The sequence below is a fragment of the Tahibacter aquaticus genome, from assembly GCF_004363655.1.
In the GTDB taxonomy this organism is placed as follows: Bacteria; Pseudomonadota; Gammaproteobacteria; order Xanthomonadales; family Rhodanobacteraceae; genus Tahibacter; species Tahibacter aquaticus.
In genome coordinates this window covers 107,959-132,153 of sequence record NZ_SNZH01000010.1, presented here as the reverse complement: position 1 = coordinate 132,153, position 24,195 = coordinate 107,959, and the positions used below count along the sequence as shown (strand labels likewise).

The following is a 24,195-nucleotide window of genomic DNA, read 5'->3' as shown; positions in this document are numbered from 1 at the left end:
TCAGCCCTCCGACTTTGCGGCGAGCTCGCGCCCGCGTTCGGTCGCCGCGGCGACCGCCCTGGCTACCGTCTCGCGCAAGCCGCTTGCGGCGAAACTGTCCAGCGCGGCCTGGGTGGTGCCGCCGGGCGAAGTCACGCGCTGGCGCAGCACGGCCGGTGCTTCGCCGTCTTCGCGCAGCATGCGGCCGGCGCCCAGCGCAGTCTGCGTGGCCAGGGCGCGGGCTGCATCGCGCGGCAGGCCCTGGGCCACGGCGGCGTCTTCCAGTGCTTCGACCAGCAGGAAGAAATACGCCGGTCCCGAACCCGACAGGGCGGTGACCACGTCCATCTGCGCTTCCTCGTCTATCCACACCGCGAGACCGGCGGCGCCGAGTATGGTTTCCGCCTGGCCGCGCTGCACCGCGCTGACCTGCGCGTTGGCGCACAGGCCGCTGGCACCGGCACCGACCAGGGCCGGCGTATTCGGCATGCTGCGCACGACGGCGACGCTGCCGCCGCACCAGTGCTCCAGCTGGTCGATGCGGATACCCGCAGCGATCGAGATCAGCAGCGGTGCCTGCGCCTGCACGGCGGGCTGCAGCGATTCGCAGACCGTGCGCATCACCTGCGGCTTGACCGCGAGCAGGATGACTGCGGCACCGGCTGCCGCCGCGGCGCCCTCTGCATGGACGCCGACACCGAAATCGCGGGACAGGGCCTCGCGCAGTTCGGCATTCGGCTCGGCTACGGCGATCAGCGACGGCGCCATGCCCTGGCGTACCAGTCCGCCGATCAGGCTGCGTGCCATGTTGCCGCCGCCGACGAAGGCGATGCGCACGTTGAGTTGCGTCTCAGGCATGAGTCTTCGACTGCTGGATTAGGAACGCCGAGCATAGCCGCGCCGTGCAGCGAACTGAAATCACGCGCTGCGTGCACCGAACAGGGCCGAGCCTATGCGCACCATGGTTGCGCCATGGGCCAGTGCCAGTTCGAAATCGTCGCTCATGCCCATGGACAAGGTATCGATGCCGGCGTGCCCGGTGCGCAGCGTGTCGAACAGGCCGCGCATGGCCGCGAAGGCGCGTACGCGCAGCGCCCGGTCCGCATGCGGCGCGGGAATCGCCATAAGGCCGCGCAGGCATAGCGCCGGCTGTGCGGCAATGGCCTCGGCCAGCTCGGGCAACTGCTCGGGCCGGCAGCCCGACTTGGACGCCTCGTCATCAATGTTGACCTGGATCAGCACCTGCAACGGCCCGCGCGCGGGCGGCCGCCAGCGCGCCAGTGGCGCGATCAGCTTGGCCCGGTCCAGGCTCTGCAGCCAGTCGAAATGCTCGGCTACCTCGCGGCACTTGTTCGATTGCAGCGGGCCGATCAGATGCCATTCCAGCGCCAGGTCGGCCAGCTCGCCCTGCTTGGCCAGGGCTTCCTGCACGTAGTTCTCGCCGAACGCGCGCTGGCCCAGGCCGGCCAGCCGGCGCACCGCGTCGGCGGGCTTGGTCTTGCTCACGGCGAGCAGGCGCGCGGACTGGCCATGCTGCGCCGCAGCATGGGCGATACGGGCATGGATCTCAGTAAAGGAAGTTTCGGAGGAACTCATCTCAAGCGCGTGCGCCAGCGGAAAATTGCCGAGCTATACTCGGGCGAAACCACGCCGGCCAGCGGCGTCGACTGCATTTGGGGGATACGCATGGATATTGCCGAGCTGCTTGCTTTCTCGGTCAAGAATAAGGCTTCCGACCTGCACTTGTCCGCGGGCCTGCCGCCGATGATCCGCGTCGACGGCGACGTGCGCCGCATCAATATTCCGGCGCTGGACCACAAGCAGATCCACTCGCTGATCTACGACATCATGTCGGACAAGCAGCGGCGCGACTACGAAGAGTTCCTCGAAGTCGACTTCTCGTTCGAAATCCCCGGCCTCGCCCGCTTCCGCGTCAACGCGTTCAACCAGAACCGCGGCGCCGGCGCGGTATTCCGTACCATTCCCTCGGAAGTGCTTTCGCTGGAAGACCTGGGCTGTCCCAAGGTGTTCAAGGAGCTGATCGCCCAGCCGCAGGGGCTGATCCTGGTCACCGGGCCTACCGGTTCGGGCAAGTCGACCACGCTCGCGGCGATGGTCGACCACGTCAACAAGAACGAATACGCCCACATCCTGTCGGTGGAAGATCCGATCGAGTTCGTGCACACCTCGCAGAAATGCCTGATCAACCAGCGCGAAGTGCATCGCGACACGCACGGCTTCAACGAAGCACTGCGCTCGGCCCTGCGCGAAGACCCCGATTACATCCTGGTCGGCGAATTGCGCGACCTGGAAACCATCCGCCTGGCGCTGACCGCGGCGGAAACCGGCCATCTCGTGTTCGCCACCTTGCACACCTCGTCGGCGGCCAAGACCGTCGACCGCATCATCGACGTGTTCCCCGCCGGCGAAAAGCCGATGGTGCGCTCGATGCTGTCCGAGTCACTGCGCGCGGTGATTTCCCAGTCGCTGCTGAAGAAGGTCGGCGGCGGGCGTATCGCGGCGCACGAAATCATGGTCGGCATGCCCGCCATCCGCAACCTGATCCGCGAGGACAAGGTGGCGCAGATGTATTCGTCGATCCAGACCGGTGCCCAGTACGGCATGCAGACCCTGGATCAGTGCCTGCTCGATCTCGTCAAACGTGGACTGGTTACGCGACAGCAGGCCATCACTTATGCGAAGAACAAGGAATCCTTCAAGTAGCAGCGCAGGCCCCTTCCGCGGGCCTGCATTGCACAGGAAGTGGTCCCGCAAACTGGTTACGGCGGGCGGTGCGGGAAATGTGCGGCGGGACTGAGCCCGGCCGCCGCTAACCGGCGTCGCCGCGCTCTTGGAGCAGGCAATGAGCAGCGTAGATTTCACCTCTTTCCTCAAGCTGATGGTGCACAAGAAGGCTTCCGACCTGTTCATCACGGCCGGTGTCGCGCCGTCGATGAAAGTGCACGGACGCATCAGCCCCATCACGCAGAACCCGCTCACGCCGCAGCAGTCGCGCGACATGGTGCTGAACGTGATGACGCCGTCGCAGCGCGAGGAGTTCGAAAAGACGCACGAATGCCAGTTCGCCATCAGCGTCACCGGTGTCGGCCGCTTCCGCGTTTCCTGTTTCTACCAGCGCAACTGCGTCGGCATGGTGCTGCGTCGCATCGAGACCAAGATCCCGACCGTCGACGAACTGTCGCTGCCGCCGGTGATCAAGACACTCGCGATGACCAAGCGCGGCATCATCATCTTCGTCGGCGCGACCGGTACCGGCAAGTCGACCTCGCTCGCGGCGATGGTCGGCTACCGCAACCAGAATTCGACCGGCCATATCATCACCATCGAAGACCCGATCGAATACGTGCACAAGCACGAAGGCTGCATCATCACCCAGCGCGAACTCGGCATCGACACCGACTCCTGGGAGAACGCGCTGAAGAACACGCTGCGCCAGGCGCCCGACGTGATCCTGATCGGCGAAGTGCGTACGCGCGAGACGATGGAACACGCGATCAACTTCTCCGAAACCGGTCACCTGTGCCTGTGCACATTGCACGCAAACAACGCCAACCAGGCGCTTGACCGCATCATCCACTTCTTCAGCGACGACCGTCGCGAACAGCTGTTCATGGATCTGTCGCTGAACCTCAAGGGCGTGGTCGCGCAGCAGCTGATTCCCACGCCCGATGGCAAGGCCCGCCGCGTCGCGATGGAAATCATGCTCGGCACGCCGCTGGTGCAGGACTACATCCGCAAGGGCGAGATCCACAAGCTCAAGGAAATCATGAAGGAGTCCACCAACCTGGGCATGCGCACCTTCGACCAGAGCCTGTTCGAACTGTACCAGGCGGGTGAAATTTCCTACGAGGACGCCCTGCGCCATGCCGACTCGGCGAACGAAGTTCGTCTGCGCATCAAGCTGGCCCAGGGGGGCGATGCGCATACTTTGAGTCAGGGGTTGGATGGGGTGGAATTGATGGAGAGTTGAGCGCGGGGTTTTGCGCGCTTTGCTTTTGATACAACTGCAGAAATGGTTCGTGTGGTTGCAGGGGTTTGTTGCCTTGTTTGGAAGGCTTGCGTTGTAGGGCTTTTGACGGCGTGTCGTGTGTTTGCGAGGCGCCTGCTGCTTCGTTTGGGTAGGCTTGCCTTGTTGGGCTTTTAACGGCGCATCGCGCGCCTGCGGCGCGCTCGTTACTTCTCTTTGTGTGGACAAAGAGAAGTAACCAAGAGAAAACCACCCCAGATGCCGCGGTTTTGGGCCATCCCTGGCCCAAAACTTCGTGAGGCCGCTACGGCGGTCGGCGCACGGGACATCCTGTCCCCTGCGCCGACTCGCGGCCATCCCTGCCGCGACCCTTCGGGCTTTTCCCTACACGACCTCACCGCGGCATATGGGGCCCCGGGTAGGCGCGCTTCCTGCGCGCAGAAGCCACAGCCACAGCCAAAGCACCATCACGAGCAACGGCAACGGCAACGGCAACGGCAACGGCAACGGCAACGGCAACGGCAACGGCAACGGCAAGATAGGCTGCTGGTGTTGCGGCAGGTCTTGCGGCAGGCGGCTTTGCTTCTGGCCCCTCTCCTCCAAGCTCTGCTTGGGGGGTGAGGAGACAACGTACAGAGCCATTGGCTCTGGCCTCCGAACGCCCAACGGGCCAGAGATGCTGGGAGAGGGGGGGCGGCCGGTCACGCTGGCCGCAGCGCCAGGTTTGGCGGCGTCAAAATCCGAGTATCGGCAACAGCGATAACTTCAAACTAAACGTGCACAAGTACACCGCCGCTCCGCATCCCCACGCCGAGCGGCGCCGACTAAAAGCCTCGGCGAGGGATGTGCAGCCACCCGCCTTTCAGGCCGCAGCAGCGGTGTCTTCCACCACGGTGCTCGTTTCGCCAAGCTGGAAGGCGAACAGGCGCGCGTTCGGCACCCAGCCGTCGTCGTTGGTGGAGAGGGGGTCCTGGTCGCTGGCCATCAGCAGATAGCCCAGTGCGTTGATCACGATCTGGTGGGTAACGAGCAGCACGCGTTCACCCGCATGGCGGCGGCGCAGGTCGTGCAGGAAGTCGCGCACGCGCAGTACTACGTCGCAGCGCGATTCGCCGCCGGGCGGGCAGAAGTGGAAGCGGCCTACGCGTTCGCGCTCGGCAGCCAGTTGCGGAAAGCGTTCGGCTACGCCTTTGCGGGTCAGTCCTTCGAGTACGCCGAAGGCTTTCGGTGTCAGGCGGCGGTCGAGGGAGAAGGCGATGCGGCGGTTGGCATAGCCATGGCGAATGATGCCGTCGGCGGTTTCCAGGGTGCGCCGGTGCGGCGAACAGAGGATGCGCGTCGGCTGCTGCGCCGTGGGCAGGCTGGCGATCTTGCGGCCTAGCCATTCGGCCTGTTCCCGCCCCAGGGCGGTCAGCGGCAGGTCCGCATCGCCGCAGTTGCTGGCGACATCGAGCAGGCCGCTTGCCTCGGCTTCGGCACGGGCAGTATTGCCGCGGCTCTGGCCATGGCGACAGGCAAATACGGTGGCTGCGGGGTCGAACGTGTTCATTCTGCTCCTCCGGTGAGCATGGGCGCCGCGATCGCTGCGCTGCCATATCCAGGCGACGGCGCCCGATTGCGTCGTCGTATGTCCAGCGCAGGGCAATGGTCGTGCCAATGCATGACAAGGCCGTGTTCTGGACAAAGAAGTGAAGCATGAGCGCGCGTTGTCGCAGCTATTCAGACGGCGACCGGGGTGCGCTGGCGACATCGCGCAATGCAATCTGCCGGCTGGTGCGCCGGACAGGCGTGCAGGCCGCGGCAAGGCGGCCTACGGCAAGGACGCCGGCAATGGCGCGGCGTCTTCGCAGCGGTACAGGCGTTGCGCTCAGTCGACCAGGTCGGCCTGCAGAACCGAGGTAAACCAGAGCAGCTGGTAGTGATAGTAGGGATAGGTATAGCTGGCGTTCTCGCCGGCGATCGACGAGGAATGTACGCCGTAGACCAGGCAGGTGCCGGTGGAGCAGACGATTTCGTCGACGTAGGACTTGATCGAGTATTCCCGCGTGGCGAGCTTCTTGTTGTAGATGCCGTTCAGCAGTGGGCTGCCTATCGACAGGCCGTTGCTGCCGCAGGTCGAGGTGGGCACGTTGTAGGGATAGATGCCGCAGCTGTACAGGCCCCGATAGCCGCCGGCGATGCCGACGAAGGTGTCGACCTTGCTGGCCAGGTTGAGCTTGAGGATTTCGCGCGCGGCCAGGGTCACGCCCATGGAGTGGCCGATCACGTCGATCTTGCCGGTGCACGAAGAGGCGATGGCTGCCGTCAGCGCATTGGCGACGGGGGTCTCTTCCGTGCCGCTATGGTCGTTGCAGGCGGGACAGGTCTTGCTGCCCCAGTCGGGCAGGCGGATCTGGGCATCGGTATAGCCGCGTGCGCGCAGCTCAACATAGGTATTGTCGAAATCGGTCGGCGAGCCGCTGTTGCCGTGGACCAGAACGACGGAGTCGACGCAGGCCGCCTGTACGGACGTGGCGGCCGCCAGCGGCAAGGCCACGGCCACGGCAAGACGAATCAGCAGATGCATGGTGTATCCCTCCCAAGGACGCCGTGCAGCCTAGCGCCGGTGCAGCGGCCGCGGACGTGTACATTCGTACAAGTCGGCAGCTTGCGCAGTGCCCGCACCGGCCTGTGACGGCGGTCACAGGCTGGCCATCGACCTTGGTCGAGCCGAGGCATTCTCGTCGGCCATTTCTGTCCGTTCGTTCGCCGCAGCGGCCAGGCAGGGCAAACGCCCGCTATCGTCGTCGCCGACGCTGCGGGGGCGCATTCGTGGGGAATGGGCAACATCCGTATCCGCAGCGCACTACCGATCAAGGTGATAGCGTGGCCTCTTTCAAGAATCTGCTGGCGCTGGCCTGCGGCGCTGCCGCTGTTGCAGCGGCCGAGCTGGCTGCTGCGGGTACGCCGCCGGCGTACGCGCCGCTGTTCGCAACCACGTATACGCCGGCCGAATCGGTCAACTGGCGCATAGCGCCCGACGGCACCATCGTCACCTTCGGCAGCGGCCGCGCGCGTTCGCGGCACGAGTCAGAAAGTATTTTCTATACCTTTCCCGTTCGCTACCACGAGCACCGCACCTTCGGTTTCGAGATCCACGACCATGTCGCCGCCGGCGGCAACAGCATCGAAATCTTCTACGAACCGCAGTATGCGCACTGGCGCCAGCCCGAATGCCGCTCGGCCTACGGCAATCCGTATCGCGCTGCGTTCAATAACAATGCGACCTTCAATCCGACGCCGGTGGCAGTGGCGCGGCCGGACGGTACGGGGCAGAAATGGGTCTGCCGCATCACGCGCAACGCGCATGCGGGCAGCGACGGCGTGTTGCGCATTGGCGACTGGATGGAGGTGGAATTCCAGCAGTTCCTCGGCATCAGCCAGGGCGATCCGGTGGTGCAGGGGCAGACGGTGTATTACACCGACACCTACCGTTTCCACATCGGCTATCCGGGCCTGTTCATCGAAGGCAACGAGGCCTTGAATACCCGCCTCAGCGCCGGCGGCGCGGCGACGGCGCCGTTCGTGCGCGCCGGCGAGTCGGTGCCGCCCTCGGCGGTGATCTCGCAGCAGGGCAACCAGCTGACCTATCGCAACGATGCCAACCAGGTCGTCACGCACACGATTCTCGACGGCCTGGGCAACTACAACAACTACATCGTCGACAGCGGTGCAACCGATTACACCAGCTTCTTCCGCGAGGCGCTGAATATCCGCTGGCCCACGCACAACGATTTCCTCAACGGCCGGCGCCTGTTCCACAGTTCGTTCAAGACCGGCGCGCATTTTGAGCCGGGCAATCCCGCCAATACCGCCATCGCCGGGCTGGCCAACAGTCTTGCGGTGCAGGAGTCGTGCATCGCCTGCCATGTGCACAATGGCCGCGGTGCCGCGCCGCAGGAAGCACAGGCGTTGACGACGTCGGTGATGAAAGTGTCTTCCGGGCAGGTCGATGCGAACGGCCAGCCATTGCCGCACTACCATTTCGGCGACACCTTGCAGCCACGTACGCTGAATGCGGCACTGGCGGCCGAACCGGCGACGCGGGTTGCTTTCAGCGAACAGGCGGGTAATTACGCCGATGGTCAGGCCTTCGCCCTGCAGCGGCCGACCTACCGCTTCGTCGACAGCGACGATCGCATTTTCGCCTCTGCGTTCCAGGCGCAGGAGCCGCCGGGCCGTGGTATCGCCTATTACTCGGCGCGCATGCCGCAGACCATCGCCGGTCTCGGCCTGCTCGAAGCCATCGACGAGGAAACCCTGCTGCAGCGGCACGATCCCGACGACAGCAACGGCGACGGCATTTCCGGCCGCGTAGCGCTGGTGCCAGCGGCCGGGGCGGGTCTGCCGCGCATAGGCCGCTTCGGCTGGAAGGCGGATAAATTCAGTTTGCGGCATTTTTCCGCTACGGCGCTGCGCGGCGAGATCGGCGTAAAGACCTCGCTGCTGCCGACGCTGGACTGCGGCGTCGCCCAGCTGGCCTGCCAGCAACAGGCACAGGGAGCCGGCAGTCTGAGCGATGCAGACCTGGCGCTGATCACGACTTATGTGCAGATGACGGGCGCACCGTCGCGCCGCCCTGACAGCATCGACTTGCCCGGCGCGATTGCCGGCGAGGCGGTGTTTACACAGATCAATTGTGGCGGCTGTCATGTGGCGACCCTGCAGACCGGCTACCGCCATCCGCTGGCGGAACTGCGCGGCCAGACCATCCATGCCTATACCGATCTGCTGCTGCACGATATGGGCGATGCCTTGGCCGACCAGCTGACGCCGCAGGCGCAGGCGAATCGCGAATGGCGTACACCGCCGCTGTGGGGGCTGGGCCTGCGCGAAGCGGTGAATGGCCATGGCCGTCTGCTGCACGATGGCCGCGCCCGCAACATCGCCGAGGCCATTCTCTGGCACGGCGGCGAAGCACAGGCGAGTCGCGAAGCCTTCCGCAATCTGCCGGCGGCGGCGCGCGCCCACCTAGTGGAGTTTCTCGAGTCGCTGTAGAGCGGCGGTGGCCTGGCGATCGAAAGGCGGCTGGACGTTTCCGTCCGGCCGCCTCTACCGCCAGAGCGTCGAAGCGGCTCAGTCGTCGCGCGCCTCGGTGGATATCGCGCGACCGTTCAGCGACTGCACGGGACGGCGATTGCCGCCGGGAAATTCCAGGCCGGAATACCGCGCGTCGAACGCGGCGAGTTGCGTGATCGATGCGGTCTTGGGCCTGCCCATGACGTGCCAGGCGATGCCTTCGCTGCACGGCGGCGTGGTCAGCGAACCACTGAAACGATAGCTTGATCCGCTGGGAATCAGGCTGCGCAGGTTAAGTGCGTTGACCCTGCTTTGTCCGCTTTCCTCGGATGGAATCGCCGTGATGATTTTCTGCAGTTGCGCATCGGCGGGACCTTCGTCGTAGAACACGCCGACGACGGCGCGGCTGCCGTCCGCCGCCTGGTGCACGAAATGTACTTCCAGTGGGTACTGCTCGCCGTCGAGAAAGTTTTCGCTGGGTGTGTGTACGTGGAACTGGGCCAGCTCGTAGCGCTTGTTGCCGATGAGCAGCGCGTTGCCGGCGGCGGCCGGCTCGGTCTGTATCGTGTGGCCTTTGTTGATCACATTGACGCTGGCCGAGGTCGCGTAGGCAAAACTCAGCGCCGGCAGCGCTCGTGTATGCGCCGCCACGCGGCTCACGTCGATCGGCGACTGCATCAGGCCATCACGGCAGGCAGAGAATTCTGGGCTCAGATAGCCCCAGTGCTCGGTGCCTTCGGCATAGTTCCAGGGTGTCGGTTCGCTGGCGGCTGCCGTGGCGCCGAAGGCCAGGCTGGCGATGCTGGTCGCGGCAAATAAGGTTTTAAAAATGACTGAATGCATTGTCGAATTTCCCAAAAATTGAGCTGTGGACAGGTTCAATGGAAAAATTGCGGGCGGCATGAAGCCGGCCGCTGTTGTTGCGGCGTGCTGATTGTGCAAGTGGTTTGTTGAGTCTTGCCGTTGGCGGCGCTGCAGTCGCCACAGGGCCTGGTCAAGCCTGAGCGCGGCGCCGGAGCAGGCCTCCCAGATCTGCTCCGGCGCGCGTACGGCAACGCGCATCGCGCGATTTACGCCGCGTAGCGAGAACTTCTCGCTGGCTTCCCATCCCCCGACAGGACGCGGTAAAGCTAGTCGCAAACGGCTGTGGCAAACGGCGGGTCCATCACGCAATCTTGCCAACAGCTGTTCGGATTTGGCTGTATTTCATAAATTTTATTTTTGAAACAATTTTCATAAATTGTTGCTTGGATTGAAACTGGCATGGGGGCGGATTTTGATCGGCGCCGCTGCCAGCCTGGCCGGCGAGCAGGAGTTCACTATTATGCAAACTCACAATCTTTGCCGGCGCCGCTTGGGTCGGTAGCGACGAAGGTCGCGGGGAGCAGTGGTTCCACCCCGCGAATGCGGGGTGGCCTGGCACGCGGCGAGGCGGGACACTGTTGTCGCGGGCGTCGAAGGGGCTGCGACCTGCCGGCGGGGGCTTGCTAGCCACCCGCCGTCTTTTCTTTACGCCTGGCTGCTGGCACCTGCGCTGATGGAGCAGGGTTTCAGGGCGCCACGGTTTCCGCTGCCGGCGCAGTGCGCGGTTTCAGCAGCGGCAGGCGGCGATTGAATTCGCGCTGCAGCAATACGTAGCTCAGCAGCGCCTGCAAGGCCAGCGTCGCCACCGACAGCCACCACAGGTGGTGCAACTGGAACCAGGGCTGCTGCGACAGCCACACGGCTGGCACGACGAAGGTGACCAGGCGGCTCGCGCCGCTGGCCAGGCCCGGCAAGGTATTGCCCAGTGCCTGGAACATACCCGAGCAGCTGAAGATCAGGCCCGAGGCGACGAAATTCCACGACACGATGCCGAGGAACTCCGTGGCCACGTCGATGACCGCCTGCTCCTGCGTGAATGGCGTGAACAGCAGCTGCGGCTTCCACTGGCAGAACAAGGTCAGCGCAAACATGATCGCCGCGCCGATAAGGGCCGCGGCGCGGAAGGTTTCGCGTACGCGTTCGCCCAGGCCTGCACCGACATTCTGTCCCGCCACGGGGGCAGTGGCGAAGGCGATGGCCATGGCCGGCAGGAAGATCGCCTGCATCACGCGCGAACCTATGCCGAAACCCGCCTGGGCCGATGCGCCGAAATGGCGGATCAGCCAGTACATCACACCCATGTAGACGAACATCAGCGCGATCTCGCCGCCTGGCGGCAGGCCGATGCCGAGGATACGTTTCCACGCTGGGAATTGCGGGCGGAACAGGCGAGCGTCGAAGGCGACGTAGTGTTCCAGGCGCAGGAAGTACCAGGCCATCATGGCCACGCCCGCTGCGATCGCCAGCGAACTGGCCATGCCGGCGCCGGCGACGCCGAACGGCTTGCCGGTGAGCCAGCCGGCAATGAGTATCGGCGCAAGCAGTGCGTTGAGTACAACAGTAAACATTTGCACCAGCATGGTCGGCTTGGCAATGCCGGTGCCGCGCAGGGCCGAGCCCATCGAGATCATGGCGAACTGCAAGGCCATGCCCGGGAGGAACCAGTGCAGATAGTCCAGCCCGGCCGCCACAGTCGCCGCATCGGCGCCAAGCGTACGAACATAGGCGTCGGCCAGGCCATAGCCGCCGGCCAGTGTCACTGCTGCGCAGATCAGGGCCAGCAACAGGCTTTGGTTGAAGACGAGGTTGGCGTCGTCCTTGTCCTTGCGACCGGCGGCCTGGGCGATCAGGGCCATGGTGCCTACGCCGAGGATCTGGGTCAGCGCCATGATGATGAATTGCACGTTGCCGGCGGCGCTGACTCCGGCTACAGCCGCATCGCCTATCCGCGCAACGAAGTAGAGATCGATCAGTACATACAGCATCTGGAACAGCATGCCGATCGCGATCGGCGCGGCCATGCGCAACACATGGCCAGGGATGGGGCCTTGGGTCAGGTCTTTCATGAGAGGGCGCGCGCCTGCGGGGAAGAGTGCGCACGGTACGCCCGGCCTGGGGTGTTGCCAAGACTGCAATTTGGCGCGATACACTAGTGTGGTGGAGGGGGGTTCCTTTTTTTTGTCTCACTGTATTTGTGATTTGTTTTATTTTGAAACTGCAACTGCAACTGCAACTGCAACTGCAACTGCAACTGCAACTGCAAAAAGGCGTTTCGTGTGCCTGCGGCGCCCGAGTCACTTTCTCTTGCTGGTGGCAAGAGAAAGTGACCAAAGAGAACACACCCCGGATGCCACGGTTTTGGACCATCCCTGACCCAAAACATCGTGAGGCGCTACGGCGGTCGGCGCACGGGACATCCTGTCCCCTGCGCCGACTCGTGGCCATCCCTGGTTACGACCCTTCGGGCTTTTCCCTACGCGACCTCACCGCGGCATACGGGGCCCCGTTAGAGGCGCGCGCTTCCTGCGCGCAGAAGCGACAGCGACAACCAAATCTTGAGCGATGACTGGAGTACGTTACGGTATTGGCTGCGACTGCGACTGCGACTGCGACCGTGATGGCGACGGCAGAGCGCTTTGCGCTTAGTCCTCTCCCCCGACGGCGTCGGGGGTAGAGAGCTGGAAGAGGGGGCAGCCGGTCACGTATGCGGCGCGGCAGTTTTTTGCGATGGCTTTCGCACAGCAGTTTTCGCTATCTTGCGGCGCAATTCGCTGTGCTCATCGCGCCCTACAAATGAGTTTGTTGAATTTTATATATTCAACGCAAGAGAGAGCGCCGCGTCGGCGCCAGTCGCACTATCTCCGGCTCGCCTTTGAGGTAAGCGTGCAGGCGCTTGTCCAGTTCCTGCCAGTCGGCCGACGCTGCTTGCCTTGCAGCAAAGTCTGCATGGGCCTTCGCGTCGTCGAATGCGGTGAACACGATCAGTACGTTTTCGCCAAGTCGTATGGGTAGTTTCGGAAAGGTGTTCGGCGACGATTCGCTGGTCAGGCTGGCCAGTACCGTTGCACCATCGGCGCGCAGTTGCGGCTCCAGGCGGGTGCGCAGCAGTTTCAGCAAGGCCGGTGTCGCGGGTTCCTGCAGATGCCAGAGGGTTGCGACAATCAGGCCGGCCTTGCCGGTAGCGGCATCGTTTGCAGGCCGGCCAAGGCCATCGAGACGAAAGCCTGCCTGTTCGTGTGCGGGGCGCAGCAGCAGTACGTTGTCGGAGTCGATCATGGTTGCATTGGCGGCTTCGCGGTGCGCCTGCCAGACGGGGCCGCTGTAGAACGCTTCCAGCGAAGCTTTGCGCGCTGGCATGCTGGGGAAGCTGCGCAGCCAGACGAAGCGGTCGGGTTTGTCCAGGTCGCGGAACTGGCCGAGGACGCGCATACCGGCCTGTTCCTGGCCTTCGATGAAATTCTGTTCGAAAATTTCAATCAGCGTGTCGCGCTGGCCCGGATGCAAGGTGTATTGGCGCAGTTCGATCACGGCTTGGTCGTCGATGGCTGCGGGTGCTGCGGCCTGGGCGCTGCTGCCGGCTGCGGCGAGCAGGCCAAGGGCGCGAAGAATGTAGGCGATGGCCGGGCGAATGCGCAGGCGCCTGCGGTCGCTGCGCCGCAGCAGGCGCAGCCAGTTGTAGTCGGTGGGGGCGGCTTGCGCCGCGCCGTAAACGGTATCCATGGTCATGGCGTCAATCCTTGGCTCAGTCGTCGAAGCGCGACTCGCGCAGGGTGTCGCCAATTCAGGACAGAAGCCGCCCGGTTTGCTGGAAGCGTCGTGGTTGCAGCGCGAAAGCGTAAAAAAGCGAACGTAGGTCGGATAAGCCTCAGGCGCACCCAACCATCGCCGTCACATATCGAATTTCTTCAGCTCGAAGCCGGCCTGCTTGTAGGTCTTCCAGCGTTCGCGCGAGCCCAGGCGCTGCGATTCGTCGGCGGGGACGACTTCGAGCACGCGGTCGAACAGGCCGGGAGCGCAGTCGTCGCGCAGGTTGATCACCAGCGGACGGTCTGGCGTCGGGTTTTCCGGCGCGGCGATCAGTACCGGCGTGATTTCGTCGTCTTCGTCGCCGGCGACCTGGTGCGGAATGAAGGCGTCTTCGTCGAATTCCCACAGCTTGCCGTCGATTTCCTCAGCCTGTTCCAGCGAGCGCGCCAGGATCAGCGTGGGCTGGCCGCTGGCATAGGCGCGCTTGGCCAGTTCGCAGACCAGCAGCAGCGGATCGGCGCGGAAGCGCGGTTTGTCGATCAGGTAGAAGTCGGCGCGCGGCATCGATGGCTATGGCGTAGGGGAGGGCAGGATGTAGCTGCAGCGGCTGTGATGGAAAAGTGGTTTTGTGCCAACTTTCCGCCGCAGCCGCTACGCGATTCAGCAGCGGTCGAGCAGGTATTGCACCAGCAGCGGTACCGGGCGGCCGGTGGCGAAGCCCTTGCGGCCTTCGTCCCAGGCAGTGCCGGCAACATCGAGATGCGCCCAGCGCTGGCCTTCGGTGAAGCGCGCCAGGAAGCAGCCGGCGGTGATGGCGCCGGCGTTCTTGCCGCCGATATTGGCCACGTCGGCGAAAGCCGAGTCGAGCTGGTTCTGGTAGTCGTCCCACAGCGGCAGGCGCCAGGCGCGGTCGAGGCTGGCGTTGCCGGCGGCGAGCAGCTGCTCGGCCAGTTCGTCGTCCTTGGTCATCAGGCCGGAGGCGTGCTTGCCCAGCGCGATGACGCAGGCGCCGGTCAGGGTGGCTGCGTCGATGATGACCTGCGGATTGAATTTCTGCGCATAGGTCAGCGCGTCGCAGAGAATCAGGCGGCCTTCCGCATCGGTGTTGAGCACTTCGATGGTCAGGCCGGACATGCTGGTCAGCACGTCGCTGGGGCGATAAGCGTTGCCGTCGGGCATGTTTTCCACGGCGGCCAGGATGCAGACCAGGTTGAGCGGCAGCTTCAGGCGGCTGGCGGCGACGAACGTGCCGAACATGCCGGCGGCGCCGCACATGTCGAACTTCATTTCTTCCATGCCCGGGCCGGGCTTGAGCGAAATGCCGCCGGTATCGAAGGTGATGCCCTTGCCGACCAGCACGTAAGGCTTGGCTTCGCCGCCGCCGTTCCAGCGCAGCACGATCAGCTTGGGCGGATTGGCCGAGCCTCGCGCCACGCCGAGCAACGAGCCCATGCCGAGTTCCTGCATTTGCTCCACGTCGAGCACGTCGCAGCTGACGCCTTCCTGCTGCCCGGCGAATTTCTGCGCCTGTGCCGCGATATAGGCCGGGTTGCAGATGTTCGGCGGCAGGTTGCCCAGCTCGCGCGCCTGGCGCACGCCATAGGCGATCGCGGCGGCCTGGTCGAGTGCGGCCTGGCTGGCGGCATCGCCGGCAAACGCGATGGCGCCGAAGCTTTCGCCGCGGGGCTTGTCCTTGGACTTGAAGGTGGCGGTGTACTTGTAGGCGGCGTGATCGGTAGCCAGCGCCGCGGTGCGCAGCTTCCAGTGCAGGTCTTTGCCGGGTACCTCGACTTCGGCCAGATACGAGGTGGCCGAGCCCAGCGGCAGGCCTTTCAGTGCGCGGGCGGCGTCGCTGCTGGCGCGGTGATAACGCGCGGCGTCGAACTTCTTCTGCTCGCCCAGGCCGACCACCAGCACCCGCGCGGCGGCGATGCCGGACAGGCCGAACAGCATCTGCGTGCTGCCCAGCTTGCCGTTCAGATCGTTGCTGTCGATCAGGCGCTTGAGCGCGCCGCCGGAGGCTTCGTCGATGCGCGCCGCGGCGCTGGTCAGCATTTTGTCTTCATAGACGCCGACGACGGCGCAGGGCGTGGCTTGCGTTTCGGGAGAGGCGCTGGCGAGGGAGAACTGAATCGACATGAACGGGCACCGGACGAAAGAGGCCCAAAACAGCGGAGGCAATGCCGCGCCGCTGCGTCAGGCCGGTTAAACTCGGGGAATGTTCTTGTGCGGCGACTGGCACAAGCGCCCGGATTATCGCACAAGCCCTTGGCAATGCTCAGAATCATTGATCGTTATCTGTTGCGCGAATTGGCCTTCGGCTTTTTTGCCAGCGCTGTAGTCCTGTTGGTCGTCACTCTGGGAGGCACGGTTTCCGACGTGCTGAGCAAGGTGCTGCGCGGCCGTCTGCCCGGCAATCTGGTGTTTGAAATCCTGGGCTTGCGCACGCTCGACGCACTGACGGTACTGGTGCCGCTGGCGGTTTTCCTGGGTGTGCTGCTGGCCTATGGACGGCTGTGGCGGGACAACGAAATGGCGGTGCTGCAGGGTGCCGGCATGCCGCTGAGCGATCTGCTGCGGCCGCTGGCCTGGCTGGCCGTGCCGGTGGTCTTGCTGATCAGCGTGATCTCGTTCTGGCTGGCGCCGGCGGCAGTGCGCCTGTCGCACAGCCTGGTCGACGAAGCCAACCGTTCGCTGGTCGTGGCCGGGCTGGAAGCCGGCCGCTTCGTGCAGCTGCCTGGGCGCGGCGGCGTGATGTATGTCGGTGCGATGGACGAGAACGGTCAGCGTTTCGAGCGCATGTTCGTCGAGACCGAGCGTGCCGACGGCGAAGACACGCGCATTGATGTGATCACCGCCGAGCGCGGCGAACTGCGCCGGGAAAGCGACGGCGAGGGGCGTTTCCTCGCCTTGAGCGACGGGTTCCGCGTCGAAGGCCGCATCGGCCACGACGATTTCCGCCTGCTGCGCTTCAAGGGCAATGACATTGCCCTGGCCGACAGCGATCCGGACAGCACGCCCGAGGCGCTGCAGCGCGCCGCACCGATGCGCGAACTGCTGGCCAGCCGCGAACCGCTGCAGCAGGCCGAAGTGCATTGGCGCCTGGCCGCGCCGCTGTCGGCCCTCATTCTGGCGGTGTTGGCAGTGCCGCTGTCGCGCACGCGGCCGCGCGAGACGCGTTACGCCGGGTTGCTGCTGGCGCTGCTGTGCTATTTCATCTATCTGGGCCTGCTGGGCGTGGCGCGCAGCCTGATCGAGCAGGGCAAGATCGCGCCGGGCTTCGGTCTGTGGTGGATCCATCTGCCGACACTGGCGCTGGCGGCCTGGATGCTTTGGCGCAGCGATCGCCTGCCGCGACCGGCCCGGCCGAATTCGCGCCGGGGCAAGAAGGTACGTGCATGAACTGGCGCATCAAGCAAGTCGACCGGCTGGTCGCCTATTCGGTATTGAGCGCGGTACTGGCCACCTGGCTGTTGCTGACGGGACTGGATGCGGCCAAGGCCTTCATCGGCGCCGCCGCGGATATTGGCCAGGGCAACTATGGTATTGGCGCGGTGATGCTGCAGATTCTCTGCACGGTACCGCGGCGCGCCTACGAGTGGTTCGACAGCGCTGCGCTGATCGGTTCGCTACTGGGCATGGGCGCACTGGCCGGGACTGGCGAACTGATAGCGTTGCGCTCGGCGGGATTGTCCAAGCTGCGGATCTGTCTTTCGGTGGCCTGGTCGCTGGGCGTGCTGACCCTGCTGGTCGCGGTGATGGGCGACACGCTGGGCCCGCGGGGCGAGCAGCAGGCGCAATCGCTGCTGCTGCAGGCGAAATCCAGCAGTGTGGCGATAGGCCAGCGCTCCATGGGCGTGTGGGCGCGCGACGGCGACACCTTCATCAATGCCAAGCGTGGCATCACGCGCCAGGTCCAAGGCCTGCGCGAAGTGCAGCTGTCGGATGTGCGTGTGTTCGAGTTCGCACCGAAGGGGCAGCTGCTTTCCATCGCCGTGGCCGAGAGCGCCGTACACAGTTCCGGCCAGTGGACAATGCAAAAAGTGCGCAAGACAGAATTCGTCGATGCCCAGGCCAACAGCACCACCGAGGCGTCGGTGAGCTGGAAGTCGGGCCTGGACCCGCGCTACCTGGCCTTGTCCATCGTGCAGCCGGCTTATCTGTCCATCAGCGACCTGCGGCGCAATATTCGCGCGCTCAAGCGCAACCAGGAATTTTCGCGCCCCTTCGAACTGGCCTACTGGGCCAAGGTCTTCTGGCCGCTGAACGTACTGGTGCTTGTGGTCTGCGTGCTGCCGTTCGCCTTCGGCGCGCTGCGCAGCGGCGGCATGGGCAAGCGCATCTTCGTCGGCATGGTGCTGGCCATAGGCTGGAATTTCCTGCAGCGCGCGCTGGTGAACGTGGGCGCGGTCTACAACATCAATCTCGCCTTCGCGACCCTGCTGCCGGCCTTGCTGCTCGCGCTGCTGGCGTATCTGTATTTCCGCCGTGCCTGATGCTGGCAGGCCGGGCTGCGCAGACGCCGCCCGGTCGCCTTGGCCGTATCAACGCAGGCTGAGGAAATCCTGGCTGCAGACGAAGCGCACCGCATCCAGGCGCGGACGCGCCCGCGGCAGGGCGTCGACGATGCCATCGCGTTCGGCGCGCAGCGCGTCCACTTCTTCGGCGCGTACGGCCGGGTTCACCGCGCGCAACGCGTCGAGGCGGGCAACATCGCCGTCGAGAGCCGCCTTGGCCGTGGCCAGGGCCGTATCGATCTCGCGCACGGACACATCGCGCGCCAGCGTTTCGCAGCGCTCCAGCATCGGCGGCACCAGCTGGGCGAGGAATTTGCGATAGCGGTTGAAATCCACCGCGCGGTCTACCGATTTCTTCAGCGACACCGGATTCGGCCGGTATTCGCGCGCCTGCAGCTTAGTGTCGACCACCACGCGCAGCGGCAGCGGCGGCAGGAAGCGATCGATGCCGAGACTGCGCTGGGCAATGCATTCCAGCACATAGACCGCCTCGATCAGCACCGTGCGCGGCGGCAAGGCGTCGTCGACCAGGAAGGCCGCATTGCCTTGCTCGCCTTCGAGCAGCAGATCGAGCGCGCCGACGACCATGGGATGGTCGTTGCGCAGCAGCGGCAGTTCTTCCCGTGCCAGCGCAGTGGCGCGGTCGAAGGTAACGGTCTGCGGGCCGTCCTTGAGACCGCTGAAGCCTTCGGTGCTGAGGTATTCCGGGTCCAGCACCCAGGTGCGCGGTCCGGTTTCCTCGTGCTCTACGCCGAACTGTTCGAACAGGCGCAGGATGAAGTCTTCGGTTTCCAGGTCGGCGTCGACGGCGAGCAGGGCTTCACGCAGGGTTTCGTCGCGTGCTTCGCGGCTGCTCGCCAGTTCCAGCAGGCGGTCGCGGCCGGCATGCACCAGGCGCGAAAGTTCTTCGTGGCTGGCGCGGGTTTCGGCGATCAGCGAATCGAGTTCCTGGTCCGGGTCGGTGCCTTCCAGTGCATGTGTGGCGGCACGCTCGGCCAGGTCGGCGCCGAAGCGCTTGTACAGTTCGCGGCCGTCGGCAGGGCTGACGCGCAGGGCATCCAGGCCTTCGCTGTACCAGCGCAGCAGCACGTGCTGGGCGCTGCCGCTGAAGGCGACGGCGTGCAGCACGATGTCGTGCTGCTGGCCGATGCGGTCGAGGCGGCCTATGCGCTGTTCCAGCAGGTCCGGGTCCAGCGGCACGTCCCACAGAATCAAATGATGCGCAAACTGGAAATTGCGGCCTTCCGAGCCTATTTCCGAGCAGATCAGCAGGCGCGCACCTTCCGGGTCGGCGAAATAGGCTGCGTTGCGGTCGCGATGGATGATGGACAGGCCTTCGTGAAAGCGCGCCAGGTTGATGCCGCTGCGCGTGCGCACGGCTTCTTCCAGCGCCAGCACTTTGGCCTGGCTGCGGCAGATCAGCAGGAATTTGTCGCGCGGGTGTTTTTCCAGCACGCCGATCAGCCAGGGCAGGCGCGGATCGTCGGTGTAGTCGTATTCGTGCTGGGTCGGCGGCTGCTGGATGTCGGACAGGAATTCGGTCAGCAGGCGCTGCTGCTGGTCGTCGCGCAGCTCGGCGCCGTCCAGTATCTCGATCGTCGGCACGCGCTTGGGAAAGCCGCCGACCACGGCGCGGCGGTTGCGGAACATCACGCGGCCGGTGCCGTGGCGGTCGATCAGCGCATCGAGCAGTTCGCTGGCAACGGCGGCGTCGCCGTCGAGGCGCTGCAGCAGTGCCTGGCTGGAAGCGTCGTCGCCGAGGCGCCGGCCGAGTTCGGTTTTCTCGTCCGCATCCAGTGCATCGCCGTCGGCCAGCTTGGCCGCGATGCGCGACAGGCCGAGATAGCCTTCGGCTTCGGCGGTATAACGCTCCAGGTCGTGGTAGCGCGCCGGGTCGAGCAGGCGCAGGCGGGCGAAATGGCCGGTACGGCCCAGCTGTTCCGGCGTCGCGGTCAGCAGGATCACGCCCGGTGTCGCCGTGGCCAGGGTTTCCACCACGCTGTATTCGCGGCTGGCCGCCTGCGGCGTCCAGGCCAGGTGATGCGCTTCGTCGACGACGATCAGATCCCAGCCTGCGGCATACACCTGCTCGGCGCGGCGCGCATTGCCGGACAGGAAGGCCAGGTCGGTGATGACCAGCTGCTCGTCCTCGAACGGGTTGCGCTTGTCGCCGCCGACCTCGATCGCTTCGCAGCGTTCTTCGTCAAAAATGGAAAATTGCAGATTGAAGCGGCGCAGCAGCTCGACGAACCACTGGTAGACCAGCGGTTCCGGCAGCAGCACGAGTACGCGTTCGACGCGGCCCGAGGCGATCAGCCGGGTCAGGATCATGCCGGCTTCGATGGTCTTGCCCAGGCCGACTTCGTCTGCCAGCAGCAGCCGCGGCGGACGCCGGCTGGCGCCGATCTGGGCTACGCGCAACTGATGCGGCACCAGCGCGATGCGCGCCGCACCGAGGCCGAAATCCACGCCGCGGCGCGCACCGGCACGGCGGTTCAGGGCTTCCAGGCGGAAATCGAAACGGTCGGGCCGGTCGAGCCGGCCGGACAGCAGGCGCTCGTCGGCCTGCGACAGGCTTTGCACATCGTCGAGTTCCCCTTCCACCACGCAGGTGGCGCCGCTGTAGTAATGCAGCAGGCCCTGGTGGGTCTCGACGCGCTCTACCGTGAAACTGCTGCCCTTGCCGCTGATTTTCTGGCCAATGCGGAACTCGGCCCGCACCAGCGGTGCCGCGTGTGCGGCGTAATGACGCAGCACGCCGGCTTTGGCAAACAGGACCTGAATGCTGCGCCCCTCGATGCGCAAGATGGTGCCGAGGCCCAGTTCGGGTTCGGCATTGGAGATCCAGCGTTGACCGGGGGAGAAATGCATCAGCAGGGTGTTCCGAACGGCGGGCCGCGGATTATCCCTTGCGCGGCCCGCACTGGAAACCTTTTTACGCCGGAGCGTGCTGCCCGGTCATTGCATAAGGCCGCGTTGCAGCGCGGCAATCGCCGCTCGCTGCCGCGCGGGCCGTGCCGAAGTTCAGCAGCAGCGCGAGCGGCCGCGCCCGTAACGCGCGGCCAGGCGATTGGCAAAGAATTCCTCGTAGCTCAGCGGTTCGACATCCGGATGCTGGGCTCGTGCGTGACGCAGGTAGCTACCGTAGTCGGGCACGCCGACCGCCAGCCGCGCGGTTTCGCGCAGCTGGCGCCAGCCGGCGCGGGCCAGGGCGAGCCAGCGGTTCGGGCCCGCCCCGGCCCTGTTCACGTGCCCACCGTGGCGGCGCTGACATACGGCGTTTCCAGCGCCGTCGGCTGGCTGTTGCGCCGCGCCTTCAGCGCCGCAAGGATGCCGAACACCAGCGTGATCAGCACGACGACAGCGAACAGCGCGCAAAGCGCCGCGTCCAGGTAGTTGTTGAATGCGATCTGCTGCATGGCCGCCTGGGTCTTGGCTGGGGCGAGCAACTCGCCCTTGGCCGCGGCATCGGAGAAACGATGCGCATTGGCAAGAAATCCAATTTTTGGATTCTCATGGAACAGCTTCTGCCAGCTGGCGGTCAGCGTGCACAGCACCAGCCAGCCGGCCGGCAGCGCGGTGACCCAGAGATAGCGGTCGCGCTTCATCTTGATCAGCACGGCGCAGGCGAAGATCAGTGCGAGTGCGGCCAGCATCTGGTTGGCGATGCCGAACAGCGGCCACAAGGTGTTGATGCCGCCCAGCGGGTCGACCACGCCCTGGTAGAGGAACCAGCCCCAGCCGGCCACGCACAGCCCGGTCGCGATCAGGTTGCCGGCCCAGGATTCGGTCTGGCGCAGACCCGCATGCACGGTGCCGAGCAAGTCCTGGATCATGAAGCGGCCGACCCGCGTACCGGCGTCGATGGTGGTCAGGATGAACAGCGCTTCGAACAGGATCGCGTAGTGGTACCAGAAGGCCATCATGCCTTCGCCCGACAGCACGCTGTGCAGAATCTGCGCCATGCCCACGGCGAGGGTGGGCGCGCCGCCGGTGCGCGACAGGATGGTGCTTTCGCCGATGTCCTTGGCGGTCTGGGCGAGCACCTCGGGGGTGATGACGAAGCCCCACTGGCTGATCGCCGCGGCAGCGGATTCGACCGTGCCGCCGAGCACCGCTGCCGGACTGTTCATGGCGAAGTACACGCCAGGCTGCAGCGCCGCGGCGGCGATCAGCGCCATGATCGCGACAAAGGCTTCCATCAGCATGCCGCCGTAGCCGATCAGGCGGATGTCGGATTCGCTGGCAATCATCTTCGGCGTGGTGCCCGAGGAGATCAGCGCGTGGAAGCCCGATACCGCGCCGCAGGCGATGGTGATGAACAGGAACGGGAACAGCCCGCCGGACCAGACCGGACCGCTGCCGTCGATGAACTTGGTCACCGCCGGCATCTGCAGGTCCGGACGCACCCAGAGAATCGCGATGGCCAGCCCGACGATGGTGCCGATCTTGAGAAAAGTGGAAAGATAGTCGCGCGGCGCGAGCAGGAACCACACCGGCAGCACCGAGGCGATGAACCCGTAGGCAATCATCATCCAGGCCAGCTGGCGGCCGTCGAAATGAAAGGCTGCGGCCCATTCCGGATCGTGCGCGACCACGCCGCCGAGCCAGATGGAGACGAACAGCAACACCAGGCCGATCAGCGATGCTTCCAGAATCCTGCCGGGGCGCAGCCAGCGCATGTACACGCCCATGAACATCGCGATGGGAATGGTGGCGGCGACGGTGAAGGTGCCCCAGGGACTTTCCGCCAGTGCCTTGACCACCACCAGGCCGAGTACGGCGAGCAGGATGATCATGATGGCGAGAATGCCGAGCATGGCCACGCTGCCGGCGGTATTGCCCAGTTCTGCGCGAATCATGTCGCCGAGCGAGCGGCCGTCGCGGCGGGTGGAGCAGAACAGGATCACCATGTCCTGCACCGCGCCGGCGAAAACCACGCCGGCCAGGATCCACAAGGTGCCGGGCAGATAGCCCATCTGCGCAGCGAGTACCGGCCCGACCAGCGGCCCGGCGCCGGCAATCGCGGCGAAGTGATGGCCGTACAGCACCCAGCGGTCGGTCGGTACGAAGTCGAGCCCGTCGTTGCGCCGCAACGCGGGCGTGGCGCGGCTGGGGTCCAGCCCCAGCGCGCTAGTGGCGATAAAGCGGCCGTAGAAGCGGTAGGCAATCACCAGTGCCGCGACGGCGGCGCAGACCAGCCAGATCGCATTCACCGGTTCGCCACGTTGCAGCGCAACAACGGCGAGGCAGGCGGCGCCGAACAGCGCGAACGCGACCCAGCCCAGTTTGTTCAGTATGTTCGTCATTGCTCCCTTCCCCAAGCTCGCAGACGCCGCAAGCCTGTGCAGGTCGGCGGCTGCGGTCAAGCACTGCTTTGGTCGCGAGGCGCGCGTACGGTGAAAAAAGCTCGCGAACGGCCGTTTGAACCGCCTGTGGCAGAATACGCGGCCTTTGCGCCAGCCACCGTCGACAGCCATGCCCAGTACCGAACCGCGCGGCCCCAAACAGATCCTCAAAGCCATGCGCTGGTCCTGGCAGGGCATGAAAGCCGGCTTTACCTACGAGGCCTCGTTCCGGCTTGAGGTCTATCTGTTCGCGATCTTCGCGCCGCTGGGGCTGTGGCTGGGCCAAGGGCCGCTGGAAAAAGCCCTGTTGGTCGGCAGCCTGATCTCGGTGCTGGCGGCGGAACTGCTCAATTCCGCCGTCGAGGCCATCGTCGACAAGGCCAGTCCGGAATTCCACGTGCTGGCCGGACGCGCCAAGGACATGGGCTCGGCTGCGGTTTTCCTGCTGATGATGAACGTAATCCTGTGCTGGGGCCTGATACTGGGCACGCGCTGGCTGTAAGTCTGCCGCCCGCTGCGCCGCCGCCGGCATTCCGATCGGCGCATTTCCCGCGCGTGCGGCGCCAGTGCTGCCGCGCGCTTCGCGCCGCCGCCGCCCGCGGTGCTTGCCGACAAGCCTTGTGCCGCCGCTTCGGGCGCAGGGCGAAAATCCGTAAATTGCATTTTGTGGACGTGTAGTCCGCCCAACCAGGAT

At 65.1% G+C, this 24,195-nt stretch carries 18 protein-coding genes; 6 read left to right on the top strand and 12 right to left on the bottom strand.

The genetic code is table 11. The features are described from left to right. Positions 1–837, bottom strand: a complete 837-nt coding sequence (gene proC / locus DFR29_RS16505) for a pyrroline-5-carboxylate reductase (RefSeq protein ID WP_133819713.1) — start codon at positions 835–837, stop codon at positions 1–3. 60 nt (positions 838–897) lie between these two features. Continuing rightward, positions 898–1,575, bottom strand: a complete 678-nt coding sequence (locus DFR29_RS16500; RefSeq protein ID WP_133819712.1) for a YggS family pyridoxal phosphate-dependent enzyme — start codon at positions 1,573–1,575, stop codon at positions 898–900. 90 nt (positions 1,576–1,665) lie between these two features. On the opposite strand from DFR29_RS16500, the gene DFR29_RS16495 reads away from it, so the two are divergent. Both DFR29_RS16495 and DFR29_RS16490 read left to right on the top strand, forming a co-directional pair. After that, complete coding sequence (locus tag DFR29_RS16495) at positions 1,666–2,703, top strand: type IV pilus twitching motility protein PilT (protein WP_133819711.1); 1,038 nt, start codon at positions 1,666–1,668, stop codon at positions 2,701–2,703. A gap of 139 nt (positions 2,704–2,842) precedes the next feature. Further along, complete coding sequence (locus DFR29_RS16490) at positions 2,843–3,970, top strand: PilT/PilU family type 4a pilus ATPase (protein ID WP_133819710.1); 1,128 nt, start codon at positions 2,843–2,845, stop codon at positions 3,968–3,970. A gap of 859 nt (positions 3,971–4,829) precedes the next feature. Here DFR29_RS16490 and DFR29_RS16485 read toward each other — a convergent pair. Both DFR29_RS16485 and DFR29_RS16480 read right to left on the bottom strand, forming a co-directional pair. Beyond that, positions 4,830–5,516, bottom strand: coding sequence for a histidine phosphatase family protein (locus DFR29_RS16485; RefSeq protein ID WP_166654144.1), 687 nt, complete (start codon positions 5,514–5,516; stop codon positions 4,830–4,832). 318 nt (positions 5,517–5,834) lie between these two features. After that, positions 5,835–6,533 carry an alpha/beta fold hydrolase gene (locus tag DFR29_RS16480; RefSeq protein ID WP_133819708.1) on the bottom strand — a complete coding sequence of 233 codons (699 nt, stop codon included), beginning with the start codon at positions 6,531–6,533 and terminating at the stop codon, positions 5,835–5,837. Positions 6,534–6,832: 299 nt separating this feature from the next. Here DFR29_RS16480 and DFR29_RS16475 point away from each other — a divergent pair, with 299 nt between their 5' ends. Continuing rightward, the gene (locus DFR29_RS16475; RefSeq protein ID WP_133819707.1) at positions 6,833–9,004 is read left to right on the top strand and encodes a di-heme oxidoredictase family protein; all 2,172 of its coding nucleotides are present in this window, start codon (positions 6,833–6,835) and stop codon (positions 9,002–9,004) included. 78 nt (positions 9,005–9,082) lie between these two features. On the opposite strand, the gene DFR29_RS16470 is transcribed toward DFR29_RS16475, so the two are convergent. From DFR29_RS16470 to DFR29_RS16450, 5 genes are all read right to left on the bottom strand, one after another. Further along, the gene (locus DFR29_RS16470; RefSeq protein WP_166654143.1) at positions 9,083–9,868 is read right to left on the bottom strand and encodes a carbonic anhydrase; all 786 of its coding nucleotides are present in this window, start codon (positions 9,866–9,868) and stop codon (positions 9,083–9,085) included. Positions 9,869–10,575: 707 nt separating this feature from the next. After that, positions 10,576–11,955, bottom strand: coding sequence for an MATE family efflux transporter (locus DFR29_RS16465; protein ID WP_133819705.1), 1,380 nt, complete (start codon positions 11,953–11,955; stop codon positions 10,576–10,578). Positions 11,956–12,706: 751 nt separating this feature from the next. Further along, positions 12,707–13,615 (bottom strand): NIPSNAP family protein, encoded by a 909-nt coding sequence (locus DFR29_RS16460; protein ID WP_208113620.1) that lies wholly within the window; start codon positions 13,613–13,615, stop codon positions 12,707–12,709. 162 nt (positions 13,616–13,777) lie between these two features. Continuing rightward, positions 13,778–14,200: a DNA polymerase III subunit chi gene (locus tag DFR29_RS16455; RefSeq protein WP_133819704.1), complete on the bottom strand. Its 423-nt coding sequence runs from the start codon at positions 14,198–14,200 to the stop codon at positions 13,778–13,780. Between the two features lie 96 nt (positions 14,201–14,296). Then, a complete protein-coding gene (locus DFR29_RS16450; protein WP_133819703.1) occupies positions 14,297–15,775 on the bottom strand; it encodes a leucyl aminopeptidase in 1,479 nt (492 codons plus the stop codon). A gap of 135 nt (positions 15,776–15,910) precedes the next feature. Between DFR29_RS16450 and lptF the strand changes: the two genes are divergently transcribed. Together lptF and lptG are read left to right on the top strand one after the other, a co-directional pair. Then, entirely contained in the window at positions 15,911–17,038 is a 1,128-nt protein-coding gene (lptF, locus tag DFR29_RS16445; protein ID WP_133819702.1) for an LPS export ABC transporter permease LptF, read from the top strand. Continuing rightward, positions 17,035–18,132 (top strand): LPS export ABC transporter permease LptG, encoded by a 1,098-nt coding sequence (lptG, locus tag DFR29_RS16440; protein ID WP_133819701.1) that lies wholly within the window; start codon positions 17,035–17,037, stop codon positions 18,130–18,132. Before lptF ends, lptG begins: the two co-directional genes overlap by 4 nt. Positions 18,133–18,180: 48 nt before the next feature. Here the strand turns inward: lptG and rapA are convergent, their stop codons facing one another. The 3 genes from rapA to DFR29_RS16425 all read right to left on the bottom strand — a co-directional run bounded on the left by rapA (position 18,181) and on the right by DFR29_RS16425 (position 23,462). Beyond that, positions 18,181–21,024, bottom strand: coding sequence for an RNA polymerase-associated protein RapA (gene rapA, locus DFR29_RS16435; protein WP_133819700.1), 2,844 nt, complete (start codon positions 21,022–21,024; stop codon positions 18,181–18,183). A gap of 153 nt (positions 21,025–21,177) precedes the next feature. Continuing rightward, complete coding sequence (locus tag DFR29_RS16430; protein ID WP_279571520.1) at positions 21,178–21,402, bottom strand: YbdD/YjiX family protein; 225 nt, start codon at positions 21,400–21,402, stop codon at positions 21,178–21,180. Beyond that, the gene (locus tag DFR29_RS16425) at positions 21,399–23,462 is read right to left on the bottom strand and encodes a carbon starvation CstA family protein (RefSeq protein ID WP_133819699.1); all 2,064 of its coding nucleotides are present in this window, start codon (positions 23,460–23,462) and stop codon (positions 21,399–21,401) included. Before DFR29_RS16425 ends, DFR29_RS16430 begins: the two co-directional genes overlap by 4 nt. 169 nt (positions 23,463–23,631) lie before the next feature. Between DFR29_RS16425 and DFR29_RS16420 the strand changes: the two genes are divergently transcribed. Next, positions 23,632–24,003, top strand: coding sequence for a diacylglycerol kinase (locus DFR29_RS16420; protein WP_133819698.1), 372 nt, complete (start codon positions 23,632–23,634; stop codon positions 24,001–24,003). Positions 24,004–24,195: the final 192 nt, after the last annotated feature.

Bases quoted from the DNA above. Each gene is read 5' to 3' on its own strand.
- proC (WP_133819713.1), bottom strand. From the start codon at position 837: ATGCCTGAGACGCAACTCAACGTGCGCATCGCCTTCGTCGGCGGCGGC.
- DFR29_RS16500 (WP_133819712.1), bottom strand. From the start codon at position 1,575: ATGAGTTCCTCCGAAACTTCCTTTACTGAGATCCATGCCCGTATCGCC.
- DFR29_RS16495 (WP_133819711.1), top strand. From the start codon at position 1,666: ATGGATATTGCCGAGCTGCTTGCTTTCTCGGTCAAGAATAAGGCTTCC.
- DFR29_RS16490 (WP_133819710.1), top strand. From the start codon at position 2,843: ATGAGCAGCGTAGATTTCACCTCTTTCCTCAAGCTGATGGTGCACAAG.
- DFR29_RS16485 (WP_166654144.1), bottom strand. From the start codon at position 5,516: ATGAACACGTTCGACCCCGCAGCCACCGTATTTGCCTGTCGCCATGGC.
- DFR29_RS16480 (WP_133819708.1), bottom strand. From the start codon at position 6,533: ATGCATCTGCTGATTCGTCTTGCCGTGGCCGTGGCCTTGCCGCTGGCG.
- DFR29_RS16470 (WP_166654143.1), bottom strand. From the start codon at position 9,868: ATGCATTCAGTCATTTTTAAAACCTTATTTGCCGCGACCAGCATCGCC.
- DFR29_RS16465 (WP_133819705.1), bottom strand. From the start codon at position 11,955: ATGAAAGACCTGACCCAAGGCCCCATCCCTGGCCATGTGTTGCGCATG.
- DFR29_RS16460 (WP_208113620.1), bottom strand. From the start codon at position 13,615: ATGACCATGGATACCGTTTACGGCGCGGCGCAAGCCGCCCCCACCGAC.
- DFR29_RS16455 (WP_133819704.1), bottom strand. From the start codon at position 14,200: ATGCCGCGCGCCGACTTCTACCTGATCGACAAACCGCGCTTCCGCGCC.
- DFR29_RS16450 (WP_133819703.1), bottom strand. From the start codon at position 15,775: ATGTCGATTCAGTTCTCCCTCGCCAGCGCCTCTCCCGAAACGCAAGCC.
- lptF (WP_133819702.1), top strand. From the start codon at position 15,911: ATGCTCAGAATCATTGATCGTTATCTGTTGCGCGAATTGGCCTTCGGC.
- lptG (WP_133819701.1), top strand. From the start codon at position 17,035: ATGAACTGGCGCATCAAGCAAGTCGACCGGCTGGTCGCCTATTCGGTA.
- rapA (WP_133819700.1), bottom strand. From the start codon at position 21,024: ATGCATTTCTCCCCCGGTCAACGCTGGATCTCCAATGCCGAACCCGAA.
- DFR29_RS16425 (WP_133819699.1), bottom strand. From the start codon at position 23,462: ATGACGAACATACTGAACAAACTGGGCTGGGTCGCGTTCGCGCTGTTC.
- DFR29_RS16420 (WP_133819698.1), top strand. From the start codon at position 23,632: ATGCCCAGTACCGAACCGCGCGGCCCCAAACAGATCCTCAAAGCCATG.